The 21378-nt window shown below is 73.4% G+C and carries 15 protein-coding genes; 10 read left to right on the forward strand and 5 right to left on the reverse strand.

Annotation, left to right across the window (positions count from 1 at the left end; all coding sequences use genetic code 11):
• Positions 1–31: 31 nt before the first annotated feature.
• Together AB0K43_RS09600 and AB0K43_RS09605 are read left to right on the forward strand one after the other, a co-directional pair.
• On the forward strand, positions 32–322 hold the full coding sequence (locus AB0K43_RS09600) for a YggT family protein (protein WP_363637618.1): 291 nt from the start codon (positions 32–34) through the stop codon (positions 320–322).
• 49 nt (positions 323–371) lie between these two features.
• Complete coding sequence (locus AB0K43_RS09605) at positions 372–1745, forward strand: DivIVA domain-containing protein (protein ID WP_363637620.1); 1374 nt, start codon at positions 372–374, stop codon at positions 1743–1745.
• Positions 1746–1886: 141 nt separating this feature from the next.
• On the opposite strand, the gene ileS is transcribed toward AB0K43_RS09605, so the two are convergent.
• Positions 1887–5015: an isoleucine--tRNA ligase gene (gene ileS, locus AB0K43_RS09610; protein ID WP_363637622.1), complete on the reverse strand. Its 3129-nt coding sequence runs from the start codon at positions 5013–5015 to the stop codon at positions 1887–1889.
• A gap of 601 nt (positions 5016–5616) precedes the next feature.
• Between ileS and AB0K43_RS09615 the strand changes: the two genes are divergently transcribed.
• The 5 genes from AB0K43_RS09615 (at position 5617) to AB0K43_RS09635 (ending at position 9008) form a co-directional block, all read left to right on the forward strand.
• Positions 5617–6123: a TraR/DksA family transcriptional regulator gene (locus AB0K43_RS09615; RefSeq protein ID WP_363637624.1), complete on the forward strand. Its 507-nt coding sequence runs from the start codon at positions 5617–5619 to the stop codon at positions 6121–6123.
• A gap of 256 nt (positions 6124–6379) precedes the next feature.
• Complete coding sequence (lspA, locus tag AB0K43_RS09620) at positions 6380–6955, forward strand: signal peptidase II (protein ID WP_363637867.1); 576 nt, start codon at positions 6380–6382, stop codon at positions 6953–6955.
• A gap of 99 nt (positions 6956–7054) precedes the next feature.
• Positions 7055–7993 (forward strand): RluA family pseudouridine synthase, encoded by a 939-nt coding sequence (locus AB0K43_RS09625; RefSeq protein WP_363637626.1) that lies wholly within the window; start codon positions 7055–7057, stop codon positions 7991–7993.
• A gap of 11 nt (positions 7994–8004) precedes the next feature.
• Positions 8005–8460 carry a GNAT family N-acetyltransferase gene (locus AB0K43_RS09630; protein WP_363637628.1) on the forward strand — a complete coding sequence of 152 codons (456 nt, stop codon included), beginning with the start codon at positions 8005–8007 and terminating at the stop codon, positions 8458–8460.
• A gap of 101 nt (positions 8461–8561) precedes the next feature.
• A complete protein-coding gene (locus AB0K43_RS09635; protein WP_363637630.1) occupies positions 8562–9008 on the forward strand; it encodes a hypothetical protein in 447 nt (148 codons plus the stop codon).
• 19 nt (positions 9009–9027) lie between these two features.
• Here the strand turns inward: AB0K43_RS09635 and AB0K43_RS09640 are convergent, their stop codons facing one another.
• The 3 genes from AB0K43_RS09640 to AB0K43_RS09650 form a co-directional block, all read right to left on the reverse strand.
• Positions 9028–10047, reverse strand: coding sequence for a mechanosensitive ion channel family protein (locus AB0K43_RS09640; RefSeq protein ID WP_363637632.1), 1020 nt, complete (start codon positions 10045–10047; stop codon positions 9028–9030).
• 129 nt (positions 10048–10176) lie between these two features.
• On the reverse strand, positions 10177–10560 hold the full coding sequence (locus AB0K43_RS09645; protein WP_363637634.1) for a VOC family protein: 384 nt from the start codon (positions 10558–10560) through the stop codon (positions 10177–10179).
• Positions 10561–10755: 195 nt separating this feature from the next.
• A complete protein-coding gene (locus AB0K43_RS09650) occupies positions 10756–14103 on the reverse strand; it encodes an N-acetylmuramoyl-L-alanine amidase (protein WP_363637636.1) in 3348 nt (1115 codons plus the stop codon).
• Between the two features lie 250 nt (positions 14104–14353).
• On the opposite strand from AB0K43_RS09650, the gene AB0K43_RS09655 reads away from it, so the two are divergent.
• The 3 genes from AB0K43_RS09655 (at position 14354) to AB0K43_RS09665 (ending at position 19332) form a co-directional block, all read left to right on the forward strand.
• On the forward strand, positions 14354–17098 hold the full coding sequence (locus AB0K43_RS09655; RefSeq protein ID WP_363637638.1) for an alpha/beta fold hydrolase: 2745 nt from the start codon (positions 14354–14356) through the stop codon (positions 17096–17098).
• The gene (locus AB0K43_RS09660; RefSeq protein ID WP_363637640.1) at positions 17095–17949 is read left to right on the forward strand and encodes an ABC transporter permease; all 855 of its coding nucleotides are present in this window, start codon (positions 17095–17097) and stop codon (positions 17947–17949) included. Before AB0K43_RS09655 ends, AB0K43_RS09660 begins: the two co-directional genes overlap by 4 nt.
• Positions 17950–18117: 168 nt before the next feature.
• Positions 18118–19332 (forward strand): MFS transporter, encoded by a 1215-nt coding sequence (locus AB0K43_RS09665; RefSeq protein WP_363637642.1) that lies wholly within the window; start codon positions 18118–18120, stop codon positions 19330–19332.
• A 124-nt stretch (positions 19333–19456) separates the two neighbouring features.
• On the opposite strand, the gene AB0K43_RS09670 is transcribed toward AB0K43_RS09665, so the two are convergent.
• Entirely contained in the window at positions 19457–21115 is a 1659-nt protein-coding gene (locus AB0K43_RS09670) for an alkaline phosphatase D family protein (protein ID WP_363637644.1), read from the reverse strand.
• Positions 21116–21378: the final 263 nt, after the last annotated feature.

The following is a 21378-nucleotide window of genomic DNA, read 5'->3' on the forward strand; positions in this document are numbered from 1 at the left end:
ACGGAATGTCGGCAGGGGAGAGGGAATCGAGATGGGGATCGTCGGCGCGGTGCTGTACTGGGCGCTGACCGTCTTCCTGTTGATCCTGCTCCTCCGGCTGGTGATGGACTGGGTCTTCCAGTTCGCCCGCTCGTGGCGACCCGGCAAGGCCATGGTCCTGGTCCTGGAGGCCACGTACACTGTCACGGATCCGCCACTCAAGCTTCTTCGGCGATTCATCCCGCCGTTGCGTCTCGGGGGCGTGGCGCTCGACCTGTCCTTCTTCGTTCTGATGATCATTGTGTATGTCCTGATCTCGCTCGTGCGGTCCCTGTCGGTGTGAGCGATGCGACAGGATTCCGGAGTGCCGACGATCACGTTGAGGTGAAGAGATGCCATTGACCCCCGAGGACGTTCGGAACAAGCAGTTCACGACCGTCCGGCTGCGCGAAGGCTATGACGAGGACGAGGTCGATGCCTTCCTCGACGAGGTCGAAGCCGAGCTGACCCGCCTGCTGCGCGAGAACGAGGACCTGCGCGCCAAGCTGGCGGCGGCGACTCGTGCTGCCGCACAGAACCAGGCCAACATGCGCAAGGAGCAGCAGCCGCAGGACGCCCGCCCGGGTGCTCCCGTTCCCGCTGCCATATCCGGCCCGCCGGTGCCCGGCCAGCAGCAGGGCCCCGGTCCGCAGCAGATGGGCGGCCCCCAGCAGCAGCAGATGGGCAACCAGCCGCTCGGCCTGCCGTCCGGCGCCCCGCAGCTTCCGGCCGGTCAGGGCGGCCCGATGCAGCAGATGGGGCAGCCGCAGCTCGGCCAGCCGATGGGCCAGCCGCAGATGCAGCAGCAGATGGGCCAGCAGCAGATGGGCCAGACCATGGGCGGCCAGCAGCAGCTGGTGCAGCCGATGGGCGGTCAGATGCTGCAGCCGATGGGCAACCCCATGCAGCAGCAGATGGGCCAGCAGCAGATGGGCCAGCAGCCACTGGGCCAGACCATGGGCGGGCAGCAGCAGCTGCAGCCGATGGGCGGTCCGATGGGCCAGCAGCTCGGCGGCCCGATGGGCCAGCCGCAGATGCAGCAGCAGCAGGGCCCCGGCGGCGACAGCGCGGCCCGCGTGCTCGCGCTTGCCCAGCAGACCGCCGACCAGGCGATCTCCGAGGCGCGGTCCGAGGCCAACAAGATCGTCGGCGAGGCCCGCAGCCGCGCCGAGGGTCTGGAGCGGGACGCCCGCGCCAAGGCCGACGCCCTGGAGCGGGACGCGCAGGAGAAGCACCGCGTGGCGATGGGCTCCCTGGAGTCCGCCCGCGCGACGCTGGAGCGCAAGGTCGAGGACCTGCGTGCCTTCGAGCGCGAGTACCGCACCCGCCTGAAGTCGTACCTGGAGACCCAGCTGCGCCAGCTGGAGTCGCAGGCCGACGACTCGCTCGCCCCGCCGCGGATCCCCGCCACCGCTTCGCTGCCGCCGGCCGCGTCGTCGATGGCGCCCGCCGGTGCGTCCTCGATGAGCAGCGCCACTCCGAGCTTCGGCGGCCAGCCGTCGTTCGGCGGCAACGGCCAGTCGTTCGGCGGCCAGAGCTCCTTCGGCGGCGGCAACGGGCAGCCCTCCTTCGGTGGCCAGTCGGGTGTCGGCAACGGCGCACCGCAGATGGCTCCCGCCGGGATGACCCAGCCGATGGCCGCGGTGCGGCCGCAGCCGCCGCAGCCGATGCAGCAGGCTCCGGCGCCGATGCGTGGCTTCCTCATCGACGAGGACGGCGACAACTAAACAGCTCCACCTTCGAGGGCGCCCCCGCCGTGACCATGGTCACAGTGGGGGCGCCCTCGTTCGTCCGCACGGGGGCGGGAGACGCGGACGGGCCGGCCCGCCACCCCGGATCGGGTGGCGGGCCGGCCCGTCGGCCTCGGGTCAGGCCTTGCGGAGCCGGAAGCTGAGGCCGAGCGACTCGTCGGTGAAGGTCTCGGACTCCCAGTCGGCCGGGCCGGCCGCGAAGTCCACCGCGAGCACCTCGTCGGCGACCAGGCCACCGTGCTCGGTGACGGCCGCGGCGGTCTCCTCGTCGGCGGACTCCCAGCGCAGGACGATCCGGTCGGCCACGTCGAGGCCGGAGTTCTTCCGGGCCTCCTGGATCTGGCGGATCGCGTCGCGGGCGACGCCCAGGCGCTTGAGCTCGGGGGTGATCGCCAGGTCCAGTGCGACGGTGGCGCCGGCCTCGTTGGCCACGGCCCAGCCCTCGCGCGGGGTCTCGGTGATGATCACCTCGTCCGGGGTGAGGGCGACGCTCTCGCCGTTCACCTCGACGTTCGCCTCGCCACCGGCCCGCAGTGCGGCCGCCAGCGCGGCGGCGTCGGCGGCCGCGACGGCCTTGGCGACCTCCTGGACGCCCTTGCCGAAGCGCTTGCCGAGCGCCCGGAAGTTGGCCTTCGCGGTGGTGTCGACCAGCGAACCACCCACTTCGGCGAGCGACTCCAGGGCGGCGACGTTGAGCTCCTCGGCGATCTGCGCCCGCAGGTCGGCCGGCAGCTCCTCCCAGCCCTGGGCGGCGACCAGCGCGCGGGACAGCGGCTGACGGGTCTTCACCCCGGACTCGGCCCGGGTCGCCCGACCGAGCTCCACCAGCCGGCGCACCAGGGCCATGTGCCGGGACAGCTCGGAGTCGATCAGCGCTTCGTCCGCCACCGGCCAGCCGGCCAGGTGCACCGAGGCCGGGGCCTCGGGCGCCACCGGGACGACCAGGTCCTGCCAGACCCGCTCGGTGATGAACGGGGTGAGCGGGGCCATCAGCCGGGTGACGGTCTCCAGCGCCTCGTGCAGGGTGGCCAGTGCGGCGGCGTCGCCCTGCCAGAAGCGCCGGCGCCCGCGCCGGACGTACCAGTTGGAGAGGTCGTCGACGAAGCCGGAGAGCAGCTTGCCGGCCCGCTGGGTGTCGTAGGCCTCCAGCGCCGTGTCCACCTCGCGGACCAGGGTGTGCAGCTCGGAGAGCACCCAGCGGTCCAGCTGCGGCCGGTCGGCCGGGCGGGGGTCGGCGGCCGAGGGCGACCAGCCAGCGGTGCGGGCGTACAGCGCCTGGAAGGCGACGGTGTTCCAGTAGGTCAGCAGGGTCTTGCGGACGACCTCCTGGATCGTCCCGTGCCCGACCCGGCGGGCCGACCACGGCGAGCCGCCGGCCGCCATGAACCAGCGCACCGCGTCGGCGCCGTGCTGGTCCATCAGCGGGATCGGCTGCAGGATGTTGCCCAGGTGCTTGGACATCTTCCGGCCGTCCTCGGCCAGGATGTGGCCCAGGCAGACCACGTTCTCGTACGCGTTCTTGTCGAACACCAGGGTGCCGACCGCCATCAGCGTGTAGAACCAGCCGCGGGTCTGGTCGATCGCCTCGGAGATGAACTGCGCCGGGTAGCGGCTCTCGAACAGCTCCTTGTTCTTGTACGGGTAGCCGTACTGGGCGAAGGGCATCGAGCCCGAGTCGTACCAGGCGTCGATCACCTCGGGCACCCGCACGGCGGTGCCGGAGCACTCGCGGCAGGCGAAGGTGACGTCGTCGATGAACGGGCGGTGCGGGTCGAGACCGCTCTGGTCGGTGCCGGTCAGCTCGCCCAGCTCGGTCAGCGAGCCGACGCAGGTGAGGTGGCCCTCCTCGCAGCGCCAGATCGGCAGCGGGGTGCCCCAGTAGCGGTTGCGGGAGAGGGCCCAGTCGATGTTGTTGTTCAACCAGTCGCCGAAGCGGCCGTGCTTGACCGTCTCCGGGTACCAGTTGGTGGCCTCGTTCTCCCGGATCAGGGCGTCCTTGACCGCGGTGGTGCGGATGTACCAGGAGGGCTGCGCGTAGTACAGCAGCGCGGTGTGGCAGCGCCAGCAGTGCGGGTAGCTGTGCTCGTACGGCAGGTGACGGAAGAGCAGGCCGCGCGCGTCGAGGTCGGCGACCAGGCTTTCGTCGGCCTTCTTGAAGAAGACGCCGCCGACCAGCGGCACGTCGGCCGCGAAGGTGCCGTCCGCCTCGACCGGGTTGACCACCGGCAGGCCGTACCGGCGGCAGGTCGCGAGGTCGTCCGCGCCGAAGGCGGGGGACTGGTGGACGATGCCGGTGCCGTCCTCGGTGGTGACGTAGTCGGCGGTCAGCACGTAGTGCGCGTTCTCGATCTCGACCAGGTCGAACGGTCGGCGGTACGCCCAGCGCTCCATCTCGGCGCCGGTGAACGACTCGCCGGTGGTCTCCCACCCTTCGCCCAGCGCCTTGCCGACCAGCGGCTCGGCGACGACCAGGCGCTCGGTGCCGTCGGTGGCCACCACGTAGGTGACCTCCGGGTGCACTGCGGCGGCGGTGTTGGAGACCAGGGTCCACGGGGTGGTCGTCCAGACCAGCAGCGCGGCCTGCCCGGCCAGCGGGCCGGAGGTCAGCGGGAAGCGGACGAACACCGAGGGGTCGACCACGGTCTCGTAGCCCTGGGCCAGCTCGTGGTCGGACAGGCCGGTGCCGCAGCGCGGGCACCAGGGGGCGACCCGGTGGTCCTGCACCAGCAGGCCCTTGTCGAAGATCTGCTTCAGCGACCACCAGACGGACTCGATGTACTCCGGGTCCATCGTCCGGTAGGCCTCGTCGAGGTCGACCCAGTAACCCATCCGCTCGGTGAGCTTGGCGAACTCGTCGGTGTGCCGGGTGACCGAGTCGCGACACCTGGCGTTGAACTCGGCGATGCCGTACGCCTCGATGTCCTGCTTGCCGGAGAAGCCGAGCTCCTTCTCGACGGCCAGCTCGACCGGCAGGCCGTGGCAGTCCCAGCCGGCCTTGCGGGCGACGTGGTAGCCCTTCATGGTCCGGAAGCGCGGGAAGACGTCCTTGAAGACGCGGGCCTCGATGTGGTGGGCGCCCGGCATGCCGTTCGCGGTCGGCGGGCCCTCGTAGAACACCCACTCGGGGCGGCCCTCGGACTGGTCGAGGCTGCGCCGGAAGACCTTCTGGTCCTGCCAGAAGCTCAGGATCTGGTGTTCCAGGGCGGGCAGGTCTACCTGGGCGGGAACGGCGTTGTAGGTGCTCATCGCGGGCGTCTACCTCCGACGGATGCGTGGACTGGCTTCCGACGGAGGGACGAGACGGCGCGCCGTCCCGCGGTACCACCCTCCTTGACCGCGATGCTGCTCTGCGGCCCTCTTGTTTTGGGGGTTGCTGCCGGTTCTACCGGGCCGCGCCGCGGCCGTTCTTCCGGCGGCTCCGGGGTGATCTTCCCGCCGCGCACACCCCCGGGCTCACACCGTCCCCGGGTCGCTCGTGGCTGCGTACGTCGGTACTCGTCCCATCAGCGCCTTGCAGGCCCAGTGTATCGGCCCGGGCAAGCGCCTTTTGCTGGCTTGCGCACGCGGCGTGAGATTAGCCGATGACGATCTGGGCACAACTGGGGCAGCAACGGGGTGCGGGTCGAGCGGTCGCGGCTGCCCGAGTGGGTTCGGAGAAGCGTATCGGTATGTCCCGTTGTGACCGGATTCGATGGGGATTATCGTTCCGGCACCGGAGACCGCCGGGAACCGGCGGTTCGAATTATTCGTAAATGAGGTCGAAGCCATGGCTGAGAAGGCAACAGGTGCGGGTACCGCCACCAAGCGGGCGCGCAAGGCTGTGGCAGGCGACCCAGGGGAGGGGACCGTGAGCACTACACGGCGCAAGACCACCACCACCGGCCATTCCGCGGCCACCAGCCGCACCCACGTGCCCGCGGGCAGCGGTGCCCGCGGCGGCGGCGCCGAGTCGGTCGACCCGGCCGAGCTCCCGGTCCGCCCGGGGGAGGAGCCGTGGACGGCCGCCGAGGTGGTCGAGCTGCACGCCGAGCTGGCCAGCGACCTGGAGCGGCTGCGGGCCGAGATCGAGGCCTCCGAGGCCGCCATCGCCGGCCTGATGCGGGACTCCAACGACGGCGCGGGCGACGACCAGGTCGACGCAGGCACCAAGAACATCAACCGCGAGAGCGAGCTGTCCCTGGCCAACAACGCCCGCGACAGCCTGGCGCAGACCGAGCGGGCGCTGGTGCGCCTGGAGGGCCTCGGCTTCGGCGTCTGCGAGTCCTGCGGCCAGGCCGTCGGCAAGGCCCGGCTGCAGGCCTTCCCGCGAGCCACGCTCTGCGTGACCTGCAAGGCGAAGCAGGAGCGCCGCTGACACCCGGCCCGGATGACGGGAGACGGGCGGTCGGCCTGGTCATTGCCGTACGCTCGTCCCCGTAACGTCGGCCCGCTCGGCCGGTCCATCCGGCCGGCCCGCTCGGCCGGTCCACTCGTACACGGCAGCGGAGCGGATCATCAGCACTCCAGGTTCCCACCAGACCCAGGACGACGCCGTCCCCACCGCGCGCGCGCCGCACCAGCCGGAGAACGCCGTGGACGAGCCCGTCGAGCCAGCCGCCGCCACCGGCCCGGTGGGGGCCACCGCCGCCGACGGTGCCCGGGCCGCGGTCCGCCGGCGCCGGATCGGGGTGCTGCTCGTGGTCGCGCTGCTCGCCTACGTGATCGACCTGGTCTCCAAGCTGGTGGTGGTCTCCCGGCTGGAGCCGGACCACTCGGTGATCCGGGTGCTCGGCGACGTGATGACCTTCCAGGTGATCCGCAACCCCGGCGCCGCCTTCGGCATGGGCCAGGCGATGACCGTGGTCTTCACCGCCATCGCCGCCGCCGTGATCGTGGTGATCTGGCGGATCGCCCGCCGGCTGTACAGCCTGCCCTGGGCGATCGCGCTCGGCCTGCTGCTCGGCGGGGCGCTGGGGAACCTCACCGACCGGCTGTTCCGCTCGCCCGGGGTGTTCCGCGGGCACGTGGTGGACTTCATCTCGGTCCAGCACTTCGCGGTCTTCAACCTCGCCGACTCGGCGATCGTCTGCGGCGGCATCCTGGTGGTGCTGCTCTCCTTCCGCGGTTCCAACCCGGACGGCACCAGCCACCAGCCGGCGAAGGCCAAGGAGCGCTCCGCCGACCCGGACGCCGCGAAGCCGGAGTAACGGACGCGGTGAAGGGGGCAGGCCGGGGCGGTGCTCCGGCCGGGCCCACGGGTCGGGCGGCGGTCGGGCGGTGGCTCGCGGTCCGGCATACTCGTACGGGTGAGTACCGCAGCGCAGACCCGCAGCCTCCCCGTACCCGACGGCCTGGAGGGTGAGCGACTCGACGCCGCCCTGGCCCGGATGTTCGGCTTCTCCCGGACCAAGGCCGCCGAGCTGGCCGCCGACGGCAAGGTGACGCTCGACGGGGCCGTGGCCGGCAAGTCGGACCGGGTGACCGCCGGTGCCTGGCTGGAGGTCGAGATCCCCGCCCCCGCCGCGCCCGTCCGGATCGTCGCCGAGCACGTCGAGGGCATGCGGATCGTGCACGACGACGACGACATCGTGGTCGTGGACAAGCCGGTCGGCGTCGCCGCCCACCCCAGCCCGGGCTGGACCGGCACCACCGTGATCGGCGGCCTGGCCGCCGCCGGCTACCGGATCTCCACCTCGGGTGCGGCCGAGCGGCAGGGCGTGGTGCACCGCCTGGACGTCGGCACCTCCGGCCTGATGGTGGTCGCCAAGTCCGAGCGCGCGTACACCGACCTCAAGCGGCAGTTCCACGACCGGATCACCGAGAAGAAGTACCACACGCTGGTCCAGGGCCACCCGGACCCGATGAGCGGCACCGTGGACGCCCCGATCGGCCGCCACCCCAGTTCGGACTGGAAGTGGGCGGTGACCCGCGACGGCAAGGCCTCCATCACCCACTACGACCTGATCGAGGCCTACCGGGCCGCCTCGCTGCTGGACATCAAGCTGGAGACCGGCCGCACCCACCAGATCCGGGTGCACATGTCCGCGCTGCGCCACCCCTGCGTCGGTGACCTCACCTATGGCGCCGACCCCACGCTGGCCAAGCGGCTCGGGCTGACCCGGCAGTGGCTGCACGCCGTCCAGCTGGGCTTCGAGCACCCCTCGGACGGCGAGTGGGTGCAGTTCACCAGCGAGTACCCGGCCGACCTGCAGAAGGCCCTGGACATCATCTCCTCGGAGAGCTGAGGGAGCCCGGCATGACCGAGATCCGGGAGGCCGTGGGCCCCGCCGACCTCGCCCTGGTGCGCGGCATCCGCCACGAGGTCTTCGTGGTCGAGCAGAACGTGCCCGAGGAGCTGGAGTACGACGACCTGGACGCCACCGCGGTGCACCTGCTGGCGGTCGCCGACGACGGCGCACCGCTCGGCACCGGCCGGCTGATCCACGGCGCCGACGCGCTCGAGCTGACCGGCGTCGAGGGGCGGGTGCTGCTCGGCCGCCTCGCCGTGCAGCGGGCCGCCCGCGGCACCGGGCTCGGCGCGGACCTGGTCCGGGCGATCGAGCAGGCCGGGCGCGAGCGCGGCGCCGTCGAGCTGGAGCTGCACGCCCAGGTGCAGGCACTGGGCTTCTACGAGCGGCTGGGCTACGCCGCCGAGGGCCCGGTCTACCAGGACGCGGGCATCGACCACCGGACGATGACCCGGGTGCTGTAGCGGGCTGCGCCGGGGTCGGCCGCGCCGGGCTGCGGTGGCAGGGCGCGGTGGTGGGGTGCGGTGGTGGGGCGGTGCCGCGGGCGCCGCTAGGCTGCGGCCGCATGAAGGTGATCCTCGGCCTCGGGGCCGGAGCGCTGGCGGTGGTGCTGCTGCTGGGCGGTGGCTGGTGGGCGGTCAACGGCGGCCTGTACGGCTGCTCCGCCGCCGACGAGCGGCTCGGCCCCCGGCTGGTCGCCGAGCAGGTGCTGCCGGTGCCCCCTGACGGGCTGGCGCCGGTGGGGCCGGTCGAAGCGGGCAGGTGCGACGAGGACGACCAGCACGTCGAGGTCTGGCAGCAGTACCGGTCGTCCGGACCGGTCGCCGAGGTGACCGAGCGCTACCGGGCGGCGGCCGTCGCCCAGGGCTGGCGGCCGGCTCCCGACCCCAGGGGGATCGACCCGCAGTACTGCAAGGACGCCGCGGGGACGGTGGCCTGTCTGCGCTTCGGGGCGGACGACGACGGAGCCGGCTTCACCGCGCTGCTGACGGCCTATCCGGGCGGCGGGTGACCGAGCCGGCGCGTGGTGGTCAGCCGGATTCGGCGGTGCGGACGCGGGGGAGCGCGCCGGGGTGGCGGTCGCGCAGGTGGGCGATCAGGTGCTCGCGGACGTCGAAGCGCAGCGCCGCGGTGTCGTCCGGGGTCCGGGCGGTCATCGCGGCCCGGACCACCACGGTGCTCGGGGTGGTGTCGACGACCTGGAGGTACCACTCCTTGCCGTCCCACAGCTCGCCGGCCGCCAGCCGCTCGTGCAGCACGCCGCGCAACTCCTCGACCGGGGCGGTGTGGTCGAGGTGCAGCAGCACCCAGGCCAGCAGGCCGGGGTCGCGGCGGGTCCAGTTCTCGAAGGGCTTGCTGACGAAGTACGAGACCGGGACCACCAGCCGCCGGTAGTCCCACAGCCGCAGCACCAGGTACGAGAGCGTGATCTCCTCGACGGTGCCCTGCTGGCCGTCCACCACGACGGTGTCGCCGATCCGGACGGTGTCGCCGAAGGCGATCTGCAGGCCGGCGAAGAAGTTGCCGAGGGCGGACTGGGCGGCGATGCCCGCGACGATGCCGATGATGCCCGCCGAGGCCAGCAGGCTGGCGCCGATGGTGCGCATCGCCGGGAAGGTCAGCAGGATCGCGGCCGCCGTGACCACCCAGACCAGCGCGCTGAGCACCCGGCGCAGCAGGTCGAGCTGGGTGTGCACGCGCTGCACCCGGGAGGCGTCCTCGGTGACCGTCTCGTACCGGCTGAGCACCGCTCCGAGCACGGCGGCCATCACCCGGACGGTCAGCCAGCCGAGGGCGGCGATCAGGACCAGCAGCAGGGTGTGCCGGACGCTCTCGTCGTCCAGGTCGAGCAGGTGCTCCAGCGGCCGGGTGGCGATCAGCAGCCCGGCCAGCAGGACGAGTTGGAGCGGCACCCGGCAGCGCCGCAGGAGCGGCCACAGGGGTGCGTCCGGCCGACCGGCCGCGACCCGCTGGAGCACCTGGTCGACGATCCAGCCGACCGCGAGCGTCGCGAGCAGGATGGCGAGCAGGCTGACGAGGGGCCAGAGCACGGGAACACCTCGGTCGGGGTCGACACCTGGGTGTCTGGCACCATACCCCCGGGCCGGGCCGGATCCCGGCTGGCGCCGGCCGGCGGTGTGTCAGCCGCGGGGGCGGCCGGGCGGCCCCGGGGCGGGGGCTCAGGTGGTCGGGGTGGTGCGTTCGGCGGCGCTGCGTTCGACGCAGAACTCGTTGCCCTCGGGGTCGGTGAGGACGGCCCAGCCGCTGCCGTCGGGGTTGCGGCGGTCGTCGATGAGGGTGGCGCCGGTGGCGCGCAGGCGCTCGATCTCCTGGTCGCGGGTGCGGTCCTGGGGCTGGAGGTCCAGGTGCAGGCGGTTCTTGATGCTCTTGGCCTCGGGGACGGCGATGAAGAGCATGCCGGTGCCCGGGAGTTGGACGAGGACCTCGTCGTCGCCGGGCCGGTCGTCGGGGTGGATCGGGGCATCCAGCACGGTGGACCAGAAGGTGGCCAGCCGGTAGGGGTCGGCACAGTCGACGCTGATGTGACGAACGAGAGAAGCCATGACCGCCACTATGGCGGCGGGCCGGGTGGCGGTCCAGCGGATTCGACCCCGACGCGGGCGGGGGCGGGGGGGGCGGGGGGGGCCGGCCCCCCCCCCCCGCCCCCGGGGGGGGGGGGGGCCGCCCCCCGGGGGGGGGGGGCGGGGGCGGGCCGAGGAGCGCTCCTCGGCCGCCGGCCCGCCGCGGGTGGGGGCGGGTCAGCCCGCCGTGTAGTAGCCGGCGACGTCGGCGATCAGGTGGACGGCGCCGTCGTTGTTGTAGAGGTCGACCTTGCCGTTGGTGACCGGGACGACGACCAGGTTGGGGATGGTCTGGCCGGGGGTGAAGTTGAGGTTGGAGGCGGCGGTGCGCTGCCGGCCGTCGGGGTAGACGGCGACGAAGCTGTTGCCGGTGGGGTCGGTCGCGGTGACGTTGAGGACCACGGCCGTCACGTTCGCCGGGAGGCCGGCCCGCCCGGTGACCTGGAGCGCCAGGGACTGGCCGCCCTGCAGCTTGCCGACCGGGGCGCCGGTGCCGTCCCGGGTGTCCAGCAGCCGGGTCGGGCCCGCGCTGACGAAGGACGCTCCGCCACCGGTGGTGTAGTAGCTGCTGATGTCGGCGATCAGGTGGACGGCGCCGTCGTTGTTGTAGAGGTCGACGGTGCCGTTGGTGACCGGGACGACGACCAGGTTGGGGATGGTCTGGCCGGGGGTGAAGTTGAGGTTGGAGGCGGCGGTGCGCTTCTGGCCGTCGGGGTAGACGGCGACGAAGCTGTTGCCGGTGGGGTCGGTCGCGGTGACGTTGAGGACCACGGCCGTCACGTCCGCGGGGACCTTCCTGCCGTCGCCGAGGTCGGCCCCGGCGATCTTGAGCGGGATGGACTGGCCGGCGCCGACCTTGCCGGTGGTGCCGCCGGTGCCGTCCCGGGTGTCCAGCAGCCGGGCCGGGCCGGCCGTGACCAGCTTCGAGGTGCCGTTCGGCGAGTAGTAGCCCGTGATGTCGGCGATCAGGTGGACGGTGCCGTCGTTGTTGTAGAGGTCGACCTTGCCGTTGATGACGGGGACGACGACCAGGTTGGGGATGGTCCGGCCCGGGGTGAAGTTGAGGTTGGACGCCGAGGAGCGCGGCTGCCCGTCGGGGTAGACGGCGACGAAGCTGTTGCCGGTGGGGTCGGTCGCGGTGACGTTGAGGACCACGGCCGTCACGTCCGCCGGGACGGTCCTGCCGCCGCCGAGGTCGGCCCCGGCGATCTGCAGCGCGATCGACTGGCCCACGCCGACCTTCCCGGCGTGGCCGCCGGTGCCGTCCCGGGTGTCCAGCAGCCGGGCCGGGCCGGCCGGGGTGTAGCCGCTGGCCGGCGGGGTGACGGCGGTGCGGGTCTGGACGTCGCTCGCCTTCAGGTAGGCCAGCCGGTGGTTGTAGCGGATCGGGTAGTAGGTCTCGTCCCCGACCACCAGGGTGCGGTCGGCCGGCGCGTCCCCGTTGATGTTCTGCGCGTAGTAGTAGTCGCCCCTGACCGGGTCGGGCCCGAGCGCGAGGTAGGACTGCCCGGCCGGCACCGAGATGCTGGTGTAGGAGATCGGCGCGAGGTTGGTGGTGTCGATCGCGGCCGGGTACTTGGCGAGCTCCGGGTAGGTCCTGCCGTACACCGGGACGGACGCCAGGCCCTGGCGCGGGGTCAGCACGGTCTGCCCGGTGCGGTTGTCGGCGGCGCCGGAGCGGCCGTTCGGGTTGAAGAACCAGGCCTTCTGGCTGCTGTACCAGATCGCCGTCCAGTCGCCCTGCTGGTCGGCCACCACGAAGCTGCTGCCGGCCACGGCCTTGGCCCGGACGTCCGCGGCCTGGGTGGTGCCGCCGTTGACCAAGGCCGCGTCGGCGGCGGGCTGGGTGCGCAGGTAGACGAAGTTCTGCGGGCGGGTGGCGCTCTGGTCGACCGGCGGGGTGTTGCTGGCGTCGAACGCCGGGGCGATGGTCACCTTGCCGCCGACCAGCAGCGGGCCGCCGGTGTTGCCCCGGACGGGAGCACCCAGCAGGTCCATGTAGTGGTTCCAGTCCCAGAACGTGCCCGGGTCCCAGTGCATGCCGGAGATCCGGTCCTGGGTCGGGCCCGGGACGTCGTCGTGGCCGATGATGTGCTGCCGGTCGAGCGGGACGCCGAACCGTTCCGCCAGGTAGCGGGTCAGCGTGGCCGAGGACTGGTAGAGCTGCTCCGAGTACCAGGTCGGCTGGGTGGTCGGGAAGGCGAAGCCCTCGTGCTCGATGCCGATGCTGTGCATGTTGACGGTCTTGTTGCCCGCGTGCCAGGCGACGTCCTTGGTGGCCACCAGCTGGCTGACGTGCCCGTCCGAGGAGCGCACGATGTAGTGGGCGCTGGCCTGGGTCGCGGGGCGCTGGAAGGTCGCGATGGAGCCGTCGAAGCCGCCCTCGGTGTCGTGGATCACGATGTACTGGATCGTGTCGCCGTCACCGGGCCGGTCGGCCACGCTGTAGTTGCCGAACGAGCTCGGGTCGGCGGGGTTGGTCAGCTGGTACGCGGCCGGCCGGGCGTCGCAGCCGAGACCGGGCGGGCACTCCACGCTGCCGGCGTCGAGGGCGGGGGCCGTGCCGAGCGTGCTGCGGCTCACGGCCGTGCCGCGGGAGGCCGGGGAGCTGGTGGCCCGCGAGGGGGTGGTCGACGGGCTCGCCGTCGGCGCCTTGGTGGAGCCCTTGGTGGGGGGCTTGGCGCCGGTCGGGGCCGGGGCGGGCACCGGCGCGAGGCCCTGGCCGTCCGCACTGCTGCGCGGGGTGAGCGCGGTGGCGCTGCCGGCCGGCACGGAGGGGGCGGCGGCGAGGGTGACCAGCTGGCCGTCGGCGGTGGTGCGGACCGCGCCCACCTTGACGGTGTCGAAGACCCGGTCGGCGAAGGCCTGGCCGCCCTCGGCGTCGGTGGACTCGCTGAACCGGGCGACCGCCTCGTACCAGGCGGCGGGGTCGTCCGAGGCCTGGCGGCCGGCGTCCTTCTGGTACTTGGCGAGCAGTGCGGCGGCGCCGCGGATGCTCTGGGCCGGGTCCGACCTCAGCTGGCCGGCGGGCCGGCCGAGCAGCTTCGCGGCCTTGTCCAGGGTGTGCAGCGCGGGGCTGTCCTTGACCTCGACGGCGGGCGGGTCGGTCCGCACCGGTGCGTCGTCGCCGCGGCCGTCGGCCTCCGGACCGGGGCCGGACGCGATCGCCTTGGCCACCGCGGCGGGGTCGACCTGGGTGAGGCCCATGACGTTGTAGTTGCCGGTGGTGCTGGGCTCGCCGCCGTGCGACTCCCAGCGGGTCTGCTGGTAGGAGAGCGCCAGCAGCACGCTCTGCGGCACGTGGAACTCCCGGGCCGCGTCGGCGAATCCGCGCTGGAGGACGTCCGGGCCACTCGCCGTGGGCCTGGTGGTGTCGGCGTCGGCCAGCAGGGCGAAGGCGGTGGTGGAGGCGACCACGCCGGCCAGCACGGCCAGCGGGATCCGCAGGGGCCGTCTGCGTCGGTGGGAGGAGGGCGAGGCGCCGCTTGGGGCGGCGCGGTGGCCGTTCGGCGGGGTGCTAGTCAACGGAGTGGGCAGACCTTCCGGAATCCGTGACCGGCGTTGTGGGCCGGTCAGGGTTGAGCGGCCCGGGGGCGCACTCCGGCGCGAGGCGCCACCACCGTGCGCCGCACCGTCCAGCGGGTTCAGGCGACGCTAGCACTGGCCCGAACCACCCGGTGCGGGTGGGGGCACGGAGGCGGCAAGGTGTCGCCGGGCGCGGCCGGCGGGGTCTCTTACGACGGCCCTACCAAACCGCTGAATAGGATCGGTATCCATGAGTCTCGGTGGGGCATGGCGGAGGTGGCCGAAGGGCCGGCGGGCGGTGGTGGCCGGCCTGCTGCTCGCACTGCTGGCCGCGCTGGGCGGGCTCGGTGCGGTGGCGGCCGCCGGGTCGCAGCAGGCGGTGCGGCAGGAGGACCGCTTCCTCGACCTGCCCGAGACGCCGGGCGGCGCGCAGACGGTCCGGATCGACACCTCCTTCTTCACCACCGGCTCCACCGCGCGCCCGGCCGTCCTGCTGGCGCACGGCTTCGGCGGCTCCAAGGAGGACGAGCGGGCCCGGGCCGAGCAACTGGCCAGGGCCGGCTACGCGGTGCTCACCTGGTCGGCCCGCGGCTTCGGGCACTCCGGCGGGAAGATCGGCCTGGACGCGCCCGACCGCGAGGTGCAGGACGTCCGGCACCTGGTCGACTGGCTGGCCCAGCGCCCGGAGGTCCGGCTGGACGCGCCCGGCGACCCCCGGGTCGGCATCACCGGCGCCTCGTACGGCGGCGGGGCGGCGCTGCTGGGCGCCGCGTACGACTCCCGGATCGATGTGGTGGCCACTCAGATCACCTGGTGGAACCTGGCGGACGCGCTGTTCCCGCAGGGTGTGCAGGGCGGCGGGGCCGCGGACGGCGTCTTCAAGAAGCTGTGGGCCGGGATCTTCTTCACCACCGGTTCGGCCGGTGACCTGGCGGGCGGCGACCGGGCCGGGGCGCCCGAGGGCCCGATCGGCTGCGGCCGGTTCCTGGACGAGCTGTGCGCGATGTACAACCGGGTCGCCACCGCCGGGCACGCCGATCCTGAGGCCGTCGCGATGCTGGAGAAGTCCAGCCCGTCCTCGGTCGGTGACCGGATCAAGGTGCCCACCCTGGTGGTCCAGGGCCAGCAGGACTCGCTCTTCCCGCTCGACCAGGGCGACCGGATCGCCCGCGCGGTCGCGGCCAACGGCGCACCGGTGGCCGTCGACTGGTTCGCCGGCGGGCACGACGGCGGCACCGAGGGCAGCGCCCGGGTGGACGACCGGGTGACCGCCTGGTTCGACCACCACCTCAAGCAGCGGACCGCCGAGGCCACCGGCCCGGCCTTCCGGGTCACCCGCACCGGCGGGGTCGACTCGACCGGCTTCCAGGCCGTGCTGCGCGGGGCCGACGCCGACACCTACCCCGGGCTGGGCGGCACGGGCTCCCGGACGGTCCGGCTGACCGGCCGCGAGCAGCAGTTCGCCAACCCGCCCGGCGGCACCCCGCCGAACATCTCCACCGTGCCCGGCATCGGAGCCCTCGCCCAGGCCTCCGCGCTCGGGGCCGGGCTGGCGCTGGACTTCCCCGGCCAGTACGCGGCCTTCGACTCCGCGCCGCTGGCCGGCGGGCTGCACCTGACCGGCGCGCCCACCACCCGGATCACCGTGCACGCCGACCGGCCGGACGCGGTGCTCTTCGCCAAGCTCTACGACCTCGGCCCGGACGGCAAGCAGTCGCTGCCCCAGCAGCTGGTCGCGCCGCTGCGGGTGACCGGCGCCGACGCGCCCGGCGGCCGCGCCGTCGACATCACCCTGCCAGCCGTCGACCACACCTTCGAGTCCGGCCACCGGTTGCGGCTGGTGCTGGCCAGCACCGACCTGGCGTACGCCTCGCCCGGCGAGAGCGCCACCTACCGGGTCGCCGCCGCCGGGCCGCTGACCGTACCGACGGTGGACGCGCTGCGCACCGAGGCCGCCCCGCTGCCCACCCGCACCTGGCTGCTGCCGCTGCTGGCGCTCGGTGCGGCCGCCGCCCTGCTGCTGGTGCGCCGTCGCGGCGGGCAGCCGGCCCCCGACCCGGCGCTGGCCGGGGTGCCGCTGCAGATCACCGGCCTCGGCAAGCGCTACCGCGGCGCCGCCGACCGGTACGCGGTCCGCGAGCTCGGCTTCCGGGTCGAGCAGGGGCAGGTGCTCGGACTGCTCGGGCCGAACGGCGCCGGCAAGACCACCACCCTGCGGATGCTGATGGGCCTGATCCGGCCCGACGCCGGCGAGATCCGGATCTTCGGCCATGCCGTCCGGCCCGGTGCCCCGGTGCTCTCCCGGGTCGGCGCCTTCGTCGAGGGCGCCGGCTTCCTCCCGCACCTCACCGGCCGGGCCAACCTCGAGTCGTACTGGCGGGCCACCGGCCGCCCGGCCGAGGACGCGCACCTGGCCGAGGCGCTGGCCATCGCCGATCTCGGCGAGGCCCTGGACCGTGCCGTGCGCACCTACTCGCAGGGCATGCGCCAGCGCCTCGCCATCGCCCAGGCCATGCTGGGCCTGCCCGACCTGCTGATCCTGGACGAGCCGACCAACGGTCTGGACCCGCCGCAGATCCGCGAGATGCGCGAGGTGATGATCCGCTACGCCGCCGCGGGCCGCACCGTCATCGTCTCCAGCCACCTGCTCTCCGAGATCGAGCAGAGCTGCACCCACCTGGTGGTGATGGACCGGGGCAGGCTGGTGGTCGCGGGCGAGGTCGCCGAGATCGTCGGGGCCGGCGAGCTGCTGCTGGTCTCCACCCCCGCGGGGTACGGCGCCGACGAGCGGGCGGTGGCCGCCGACAAGGTGGCGGCGCTGGCCGGGGTCGGCTCGGCGGAGGCCGTCGACGGCGGACTGCTGGTGCGCCTCGACGGATTGACGGCCGGTGCCCTGCTGGTCGAACTGGTCCGGCTGGAGGTGCCGGTCGAGCGCTTCGGGCCGCACCGCCGGCTGGAGGACGCCTTCCTGTCACTGATCGGAGGAGCGGCATGACCGCCACCGCCACCCCCGCCGCGCCGGGCTACCGGCCCGGCCGGACCCTGCCGCTGCGGGTGGAGGCCGTCCGCCAGCTGCGCCGCCGCCGGACCATGGTGATCGGCGGGGTGCTGGCCGCGATGCCCTTCATCGTGCTGGCGGCCTTCCAGATCGGCGGTCCGCCCGGCCGGGCGGACCGGACCAGCTTCATCGAGCTGGCCACCGCCTCCGGGCCGAACTTCGCGGCCACCCTGCTCTTCATGGGCACCGGCTTCCTGCTGGTCATCCCGATGGCGTTGTTCTGCGGCGACACGGTGGCCTCGGAGGCCAGCTGGTCCTCGCTGCGCTACCTGCTGGCCGCGCCGGTGCCCCGGGCCAGGCTGCTGGCCCGCAAGTTCACGGTGGGCCTGGCCTTCTCGGCGGCGGCCGTGGTGCTGCTGCCCCTGGTCGGGCTGGGGGTGGGCACCGCCGCGTACGGCTGGGGCGATCTGCGGCTGCCGACCGGGGCCAGCCTGCCGGCCTCGGTGGCGCTGCCCCGGCTGGCGCTCGCCGTGGCCTTCGTGGTGCTCGCCGAACTGGTCGTCGGGGCGCTGGCGTTCTGGCTCTCGACCGCCACCGACGCGCCGCTCGGGGCGGTCGGCGGCGCCGTCTTCATCTCCATCGTGACCGGTGTGCTGGACGCCATCACGGCGCTCGGCGGGCTGCGCGAGTGGCTGCCCGCGCACTGGCAGTACGCCTGGGCGGACGCGCTGCAGCCGCAGCTGGAGTGGGGCGGGATGGTGCAGGGCGTCTCGCTGTCCCTGAGCTACTCGGTGGTGCTGCTGGCGCTGGCGTTCCGGGGCTTCGCCCGCAAGGACGTGGTGTCCTGACCTGCGTGGTCGGCCCCGAGGGTGGGGATCCGGCCGCGGCCCGGGGGGCCGGAGGGTACGGTGGACCGCGCCCACGGGCCCGGTCCCGGGCATTCGGGCGGCTGGTCGGGCAGTCTTGACGGCCACTTTGTTGACGATGCATCAACGTACGAAATACTGTCTTATGTCATGGCCACATCCAATAGGCGACTGCTGATCGGCCGCACCGTCGCGGCGCTGGCGACCGCCCTGATCCCGATGACCCTGACACTCGCGCTGGTGCGCACCGGTTCTGCGGGGAACCTGGGACTGGTCCTGGCCTGCGAAGTCGTCCCGATGATCGTGCTGCTGCCGGTCGCCGGCGTGGTGGCCGACCGCTTCCCGCCCCAGCGGACGGTGCTCACCGCCGACCTGGTGCGGGCCGCCGCCCAGCTGGCGATCGGTGCCGAACTGCTCGGCGGCTCGCCGCGGATCCCGGACCTGGCGGTGCTCGCGGCGGTCACCGGCGCGGCCGTGGCCTTCGGTATGCCCGCCGTGCGGACCCTGGTCGCCGGCGTGGTGGAGGCCTCCGAGCGCCTGCGGGTCAACACCCGGCTCGGGGTGGGGCAGGCGCTCGCCCAGGTGGCCGGGCCCGCGATCGCCGGCACCCTGATGCTGCTGGTCGGTGCGGGCTGGTCCTCGCTGCTCACCGGCGGGCTGTTCGTGGTGTCCGCGACCACGCTCGGCGGTCTGCGGCCCCGGCCCGGGCCGGACCGGCCCCGCCGGGCGCCGTTCTTCGCCGAACTGGCCGAGGGCTGGACCGAGACCCGCCGCCACCCGTGGTTCCTGGCCAATGTGCTCGGGCACGGCGCGATCCACCTCGCGATGGGGATGGTGCTGACCCTGGGCCCGCTGATCGCCGTCCGCAGCCTGGGCGGTGAGACCTCCTGGGTGGTGATCGCCCAGGTCGCCACCGTGGGGCTGGTGGCCGGGGTCTTCGCCGCACCGCGGCTGCCGATCCGGCACCCGCTGGTCGGCGTCGCGCTCGGGGCGGCCGCCTACGCCGTCCCGATGGTGGCTTTCGCCCTACGGCTGCCGATGGTGGTGGTCGCGGTCACCTACAGCGTGGCCGCGTTCGGCATCGGCCTGCTCGGCCCGCTCTGGGAGACCACCCTGCAGCGCCGGATACCCCCGGCGGTGCTCGGCCGGGTGGCCTCGCTCGACACGATGATCTCCATGGTCGCCCGCCCGGTCGGCCTGGGGATCGCGGCCCCGCTCGCCGCGCTGGTCGGCACCGGCGCGCCGCTGCTGATGGGGGCGGCGCTGGTGGCCGTCTCGAACCTGGCGATCCTGCTGCTGCCGGACGTCCGGGAGGCGCCCGCCGTGCTGGCCCCCGGCGAGGGCCGGGCGGTGCAGCAGGCGTAGCGCGTGCCGCGCCCGTGGCCGGGGCCGCCGGAGCCGGATCCGGTTCGGGACCGCCCTGACGGCGGGCGCCGCCGCGAGCGCGGGCGGCGGGGAGGCCCGAGGGGTGCTCCCCGCCGCCCGGGCGTCACTTGACGGGGGAGTAGACGCGCTCGATCTGCTGCGTGCCGGAGCGGGTCCGGTACGAGCGGGTCCACTTGGAGGTGGCGTCCTTGCTGGTGCGGTCGGACAGCACGTAGTAGTCCATCTGCGCGGCCTGCGGGGTGATGTCCAGGACGCCGTAGCCGTGCGAGTCCAGGTCGATCCACTTGATGTGCCGGTTGGCGGCCTCCAGCGCGGCAACCCCCAGCAGGGAGAGGGTCTGCGGGGCGACCTTGAGGATGTCGTCGATGTTGTCGGAGGTGACCGAGGTGACCACGAACTCGGTGGCCGCGCTGCCCGAGGCCGGGTAGGTGGCGGCCTCGAACGGCACGTCGGCGGCCCAGGCGGAGTGGATGTCGCCGGTCAGGAAGACCGTGTTGGTGATGCCGTGCTGCTTGAGGTGGCCGAGCAGCTCTCTGCGGTCGTGGGTGTAGCCGTCCCACTGGTCGGTGTTGACCGCGATGCCCTCGCCGGGCAGGCCGAGCAGCTTGGCCAGCGGGCGGAGCAGGAAGCCGGGCAGCGACAGGAAGGCCACCGGCGAGATCATCACCTCGTTGCCGATCAGCCGCCAGGTGGTCTCGGAGGCGGACAGGCCGGCCTTCAGCCAGTCCAGCTGGGCGCGGCCGGTGATGGAGCGGTCGGCCGAGTCGACGTCGCCGTTGCCCACCTTGACCTGCTCGGAGCGGAACGAGCGCAGGTCGAGCAGGTGCAGGTCGGCCAGCTTGCCGTAGCGCAGCCGGCGGTAGGTGGTGCCGGCGATGGACGGGCGCACCGGCATCCACTCGAAGTAGGCCTGCTTGGCGGCGGCCACCCGGTCCGCCCAGGTGCCCTCGGTGCCCGGGGTGTGGTTCTCCGCGCCGCCCGAGTAGGCGTCGTTGGCGAACTCGTGGTCGTCCCAGATGGCGATCGTCGGAACGGCCGCGTGCAGCGCCTGGAGGTCCGGGTCGGTCTTGTAACGGCCGTGCCGGGTACGGTAGTCGGCCAGGTCGATGATCTCGTGCGCGGGCGCGTGCGGGCGCACCACGCTGCCGCGGGCGCAGAACTCGCCGGACTTGTACTCGTAGATGTAGTCGCCGAGGAAGAGGAAGGCGTCCAGGTCGCCGCGGGCCGCCAGGTGCCGGTACGCGGAGAAGTAGCCGGCCTCCCAGTTGGCGCAGGAGGCGACGCCCAGGCGCAGTCGGGAGAGGGCGGCGTCGGTGGCCGGGGTGGTGTGGGTGCGGCCGACCGGCGAGCTCACGCCCGCGGTGGTGAAGCGGTACCAGTAGCCGGTGTCCGGGCGCAGGCCGCGGACGTCGGCCTTGACGGTGTGGTCGGCGGCGGCGGTGGCGGTCACCGTGCCGCTCGCCACGATGTCGGTGAACGCCTTGTCGCTGGCCAACTGCCAGCGCACGTCGGTGTCCGGGCCGATGCCGGAGCCGGGCACGGCCTCCGGCGCCGGGGTGACCCGGGTCCACAGCAGGATGCCGTCGGGCAGCGGGTCGCCGGAGGCGACGCCGTGCAGGAACTGGGGCGCGGGCGCCGCGGTGGCGGTGGCCCCGCCCAGTGCCAGCGGGACGGCGACGGCGCCGGCGGTCAGCGCGGCGGCCTTGAGGACCCGGCGGCGACGCGGCCGGGCAGCGGAAAGGGCATCGGTAAGCTCAGTCACGTCGCCACAGGCTACTAGCGGGTAATCAGCTGTAAAGCCCCTAGGACTGACTGTTCGTCGACTCTTCACCCGGCGGTCCGGGGCCGGTCGACCGCTGCGGCGCGCGGGTCGACGATCGGTTCGCCCGCCAACTGCTCGGCACTGCGGGCAACTTGTCGTATCCAGGGGCTTCCCAAAGCCATGTGATACGTGCAATTGTACATGTCACACCCCCTGTCGGCCGCGCCGGCGCGGTTCGCTGCCGCGCCGTCCCGCCGAGGTTC

It is taken from the genome of Kitasatospora sp. NPDC049258, from assembly GCF_040678895.1.
GTDB lineage: Bacteria > Actinomycetota > Actinomycetes > Streptomycetales > Streptomycetaceae > Kitasatospora.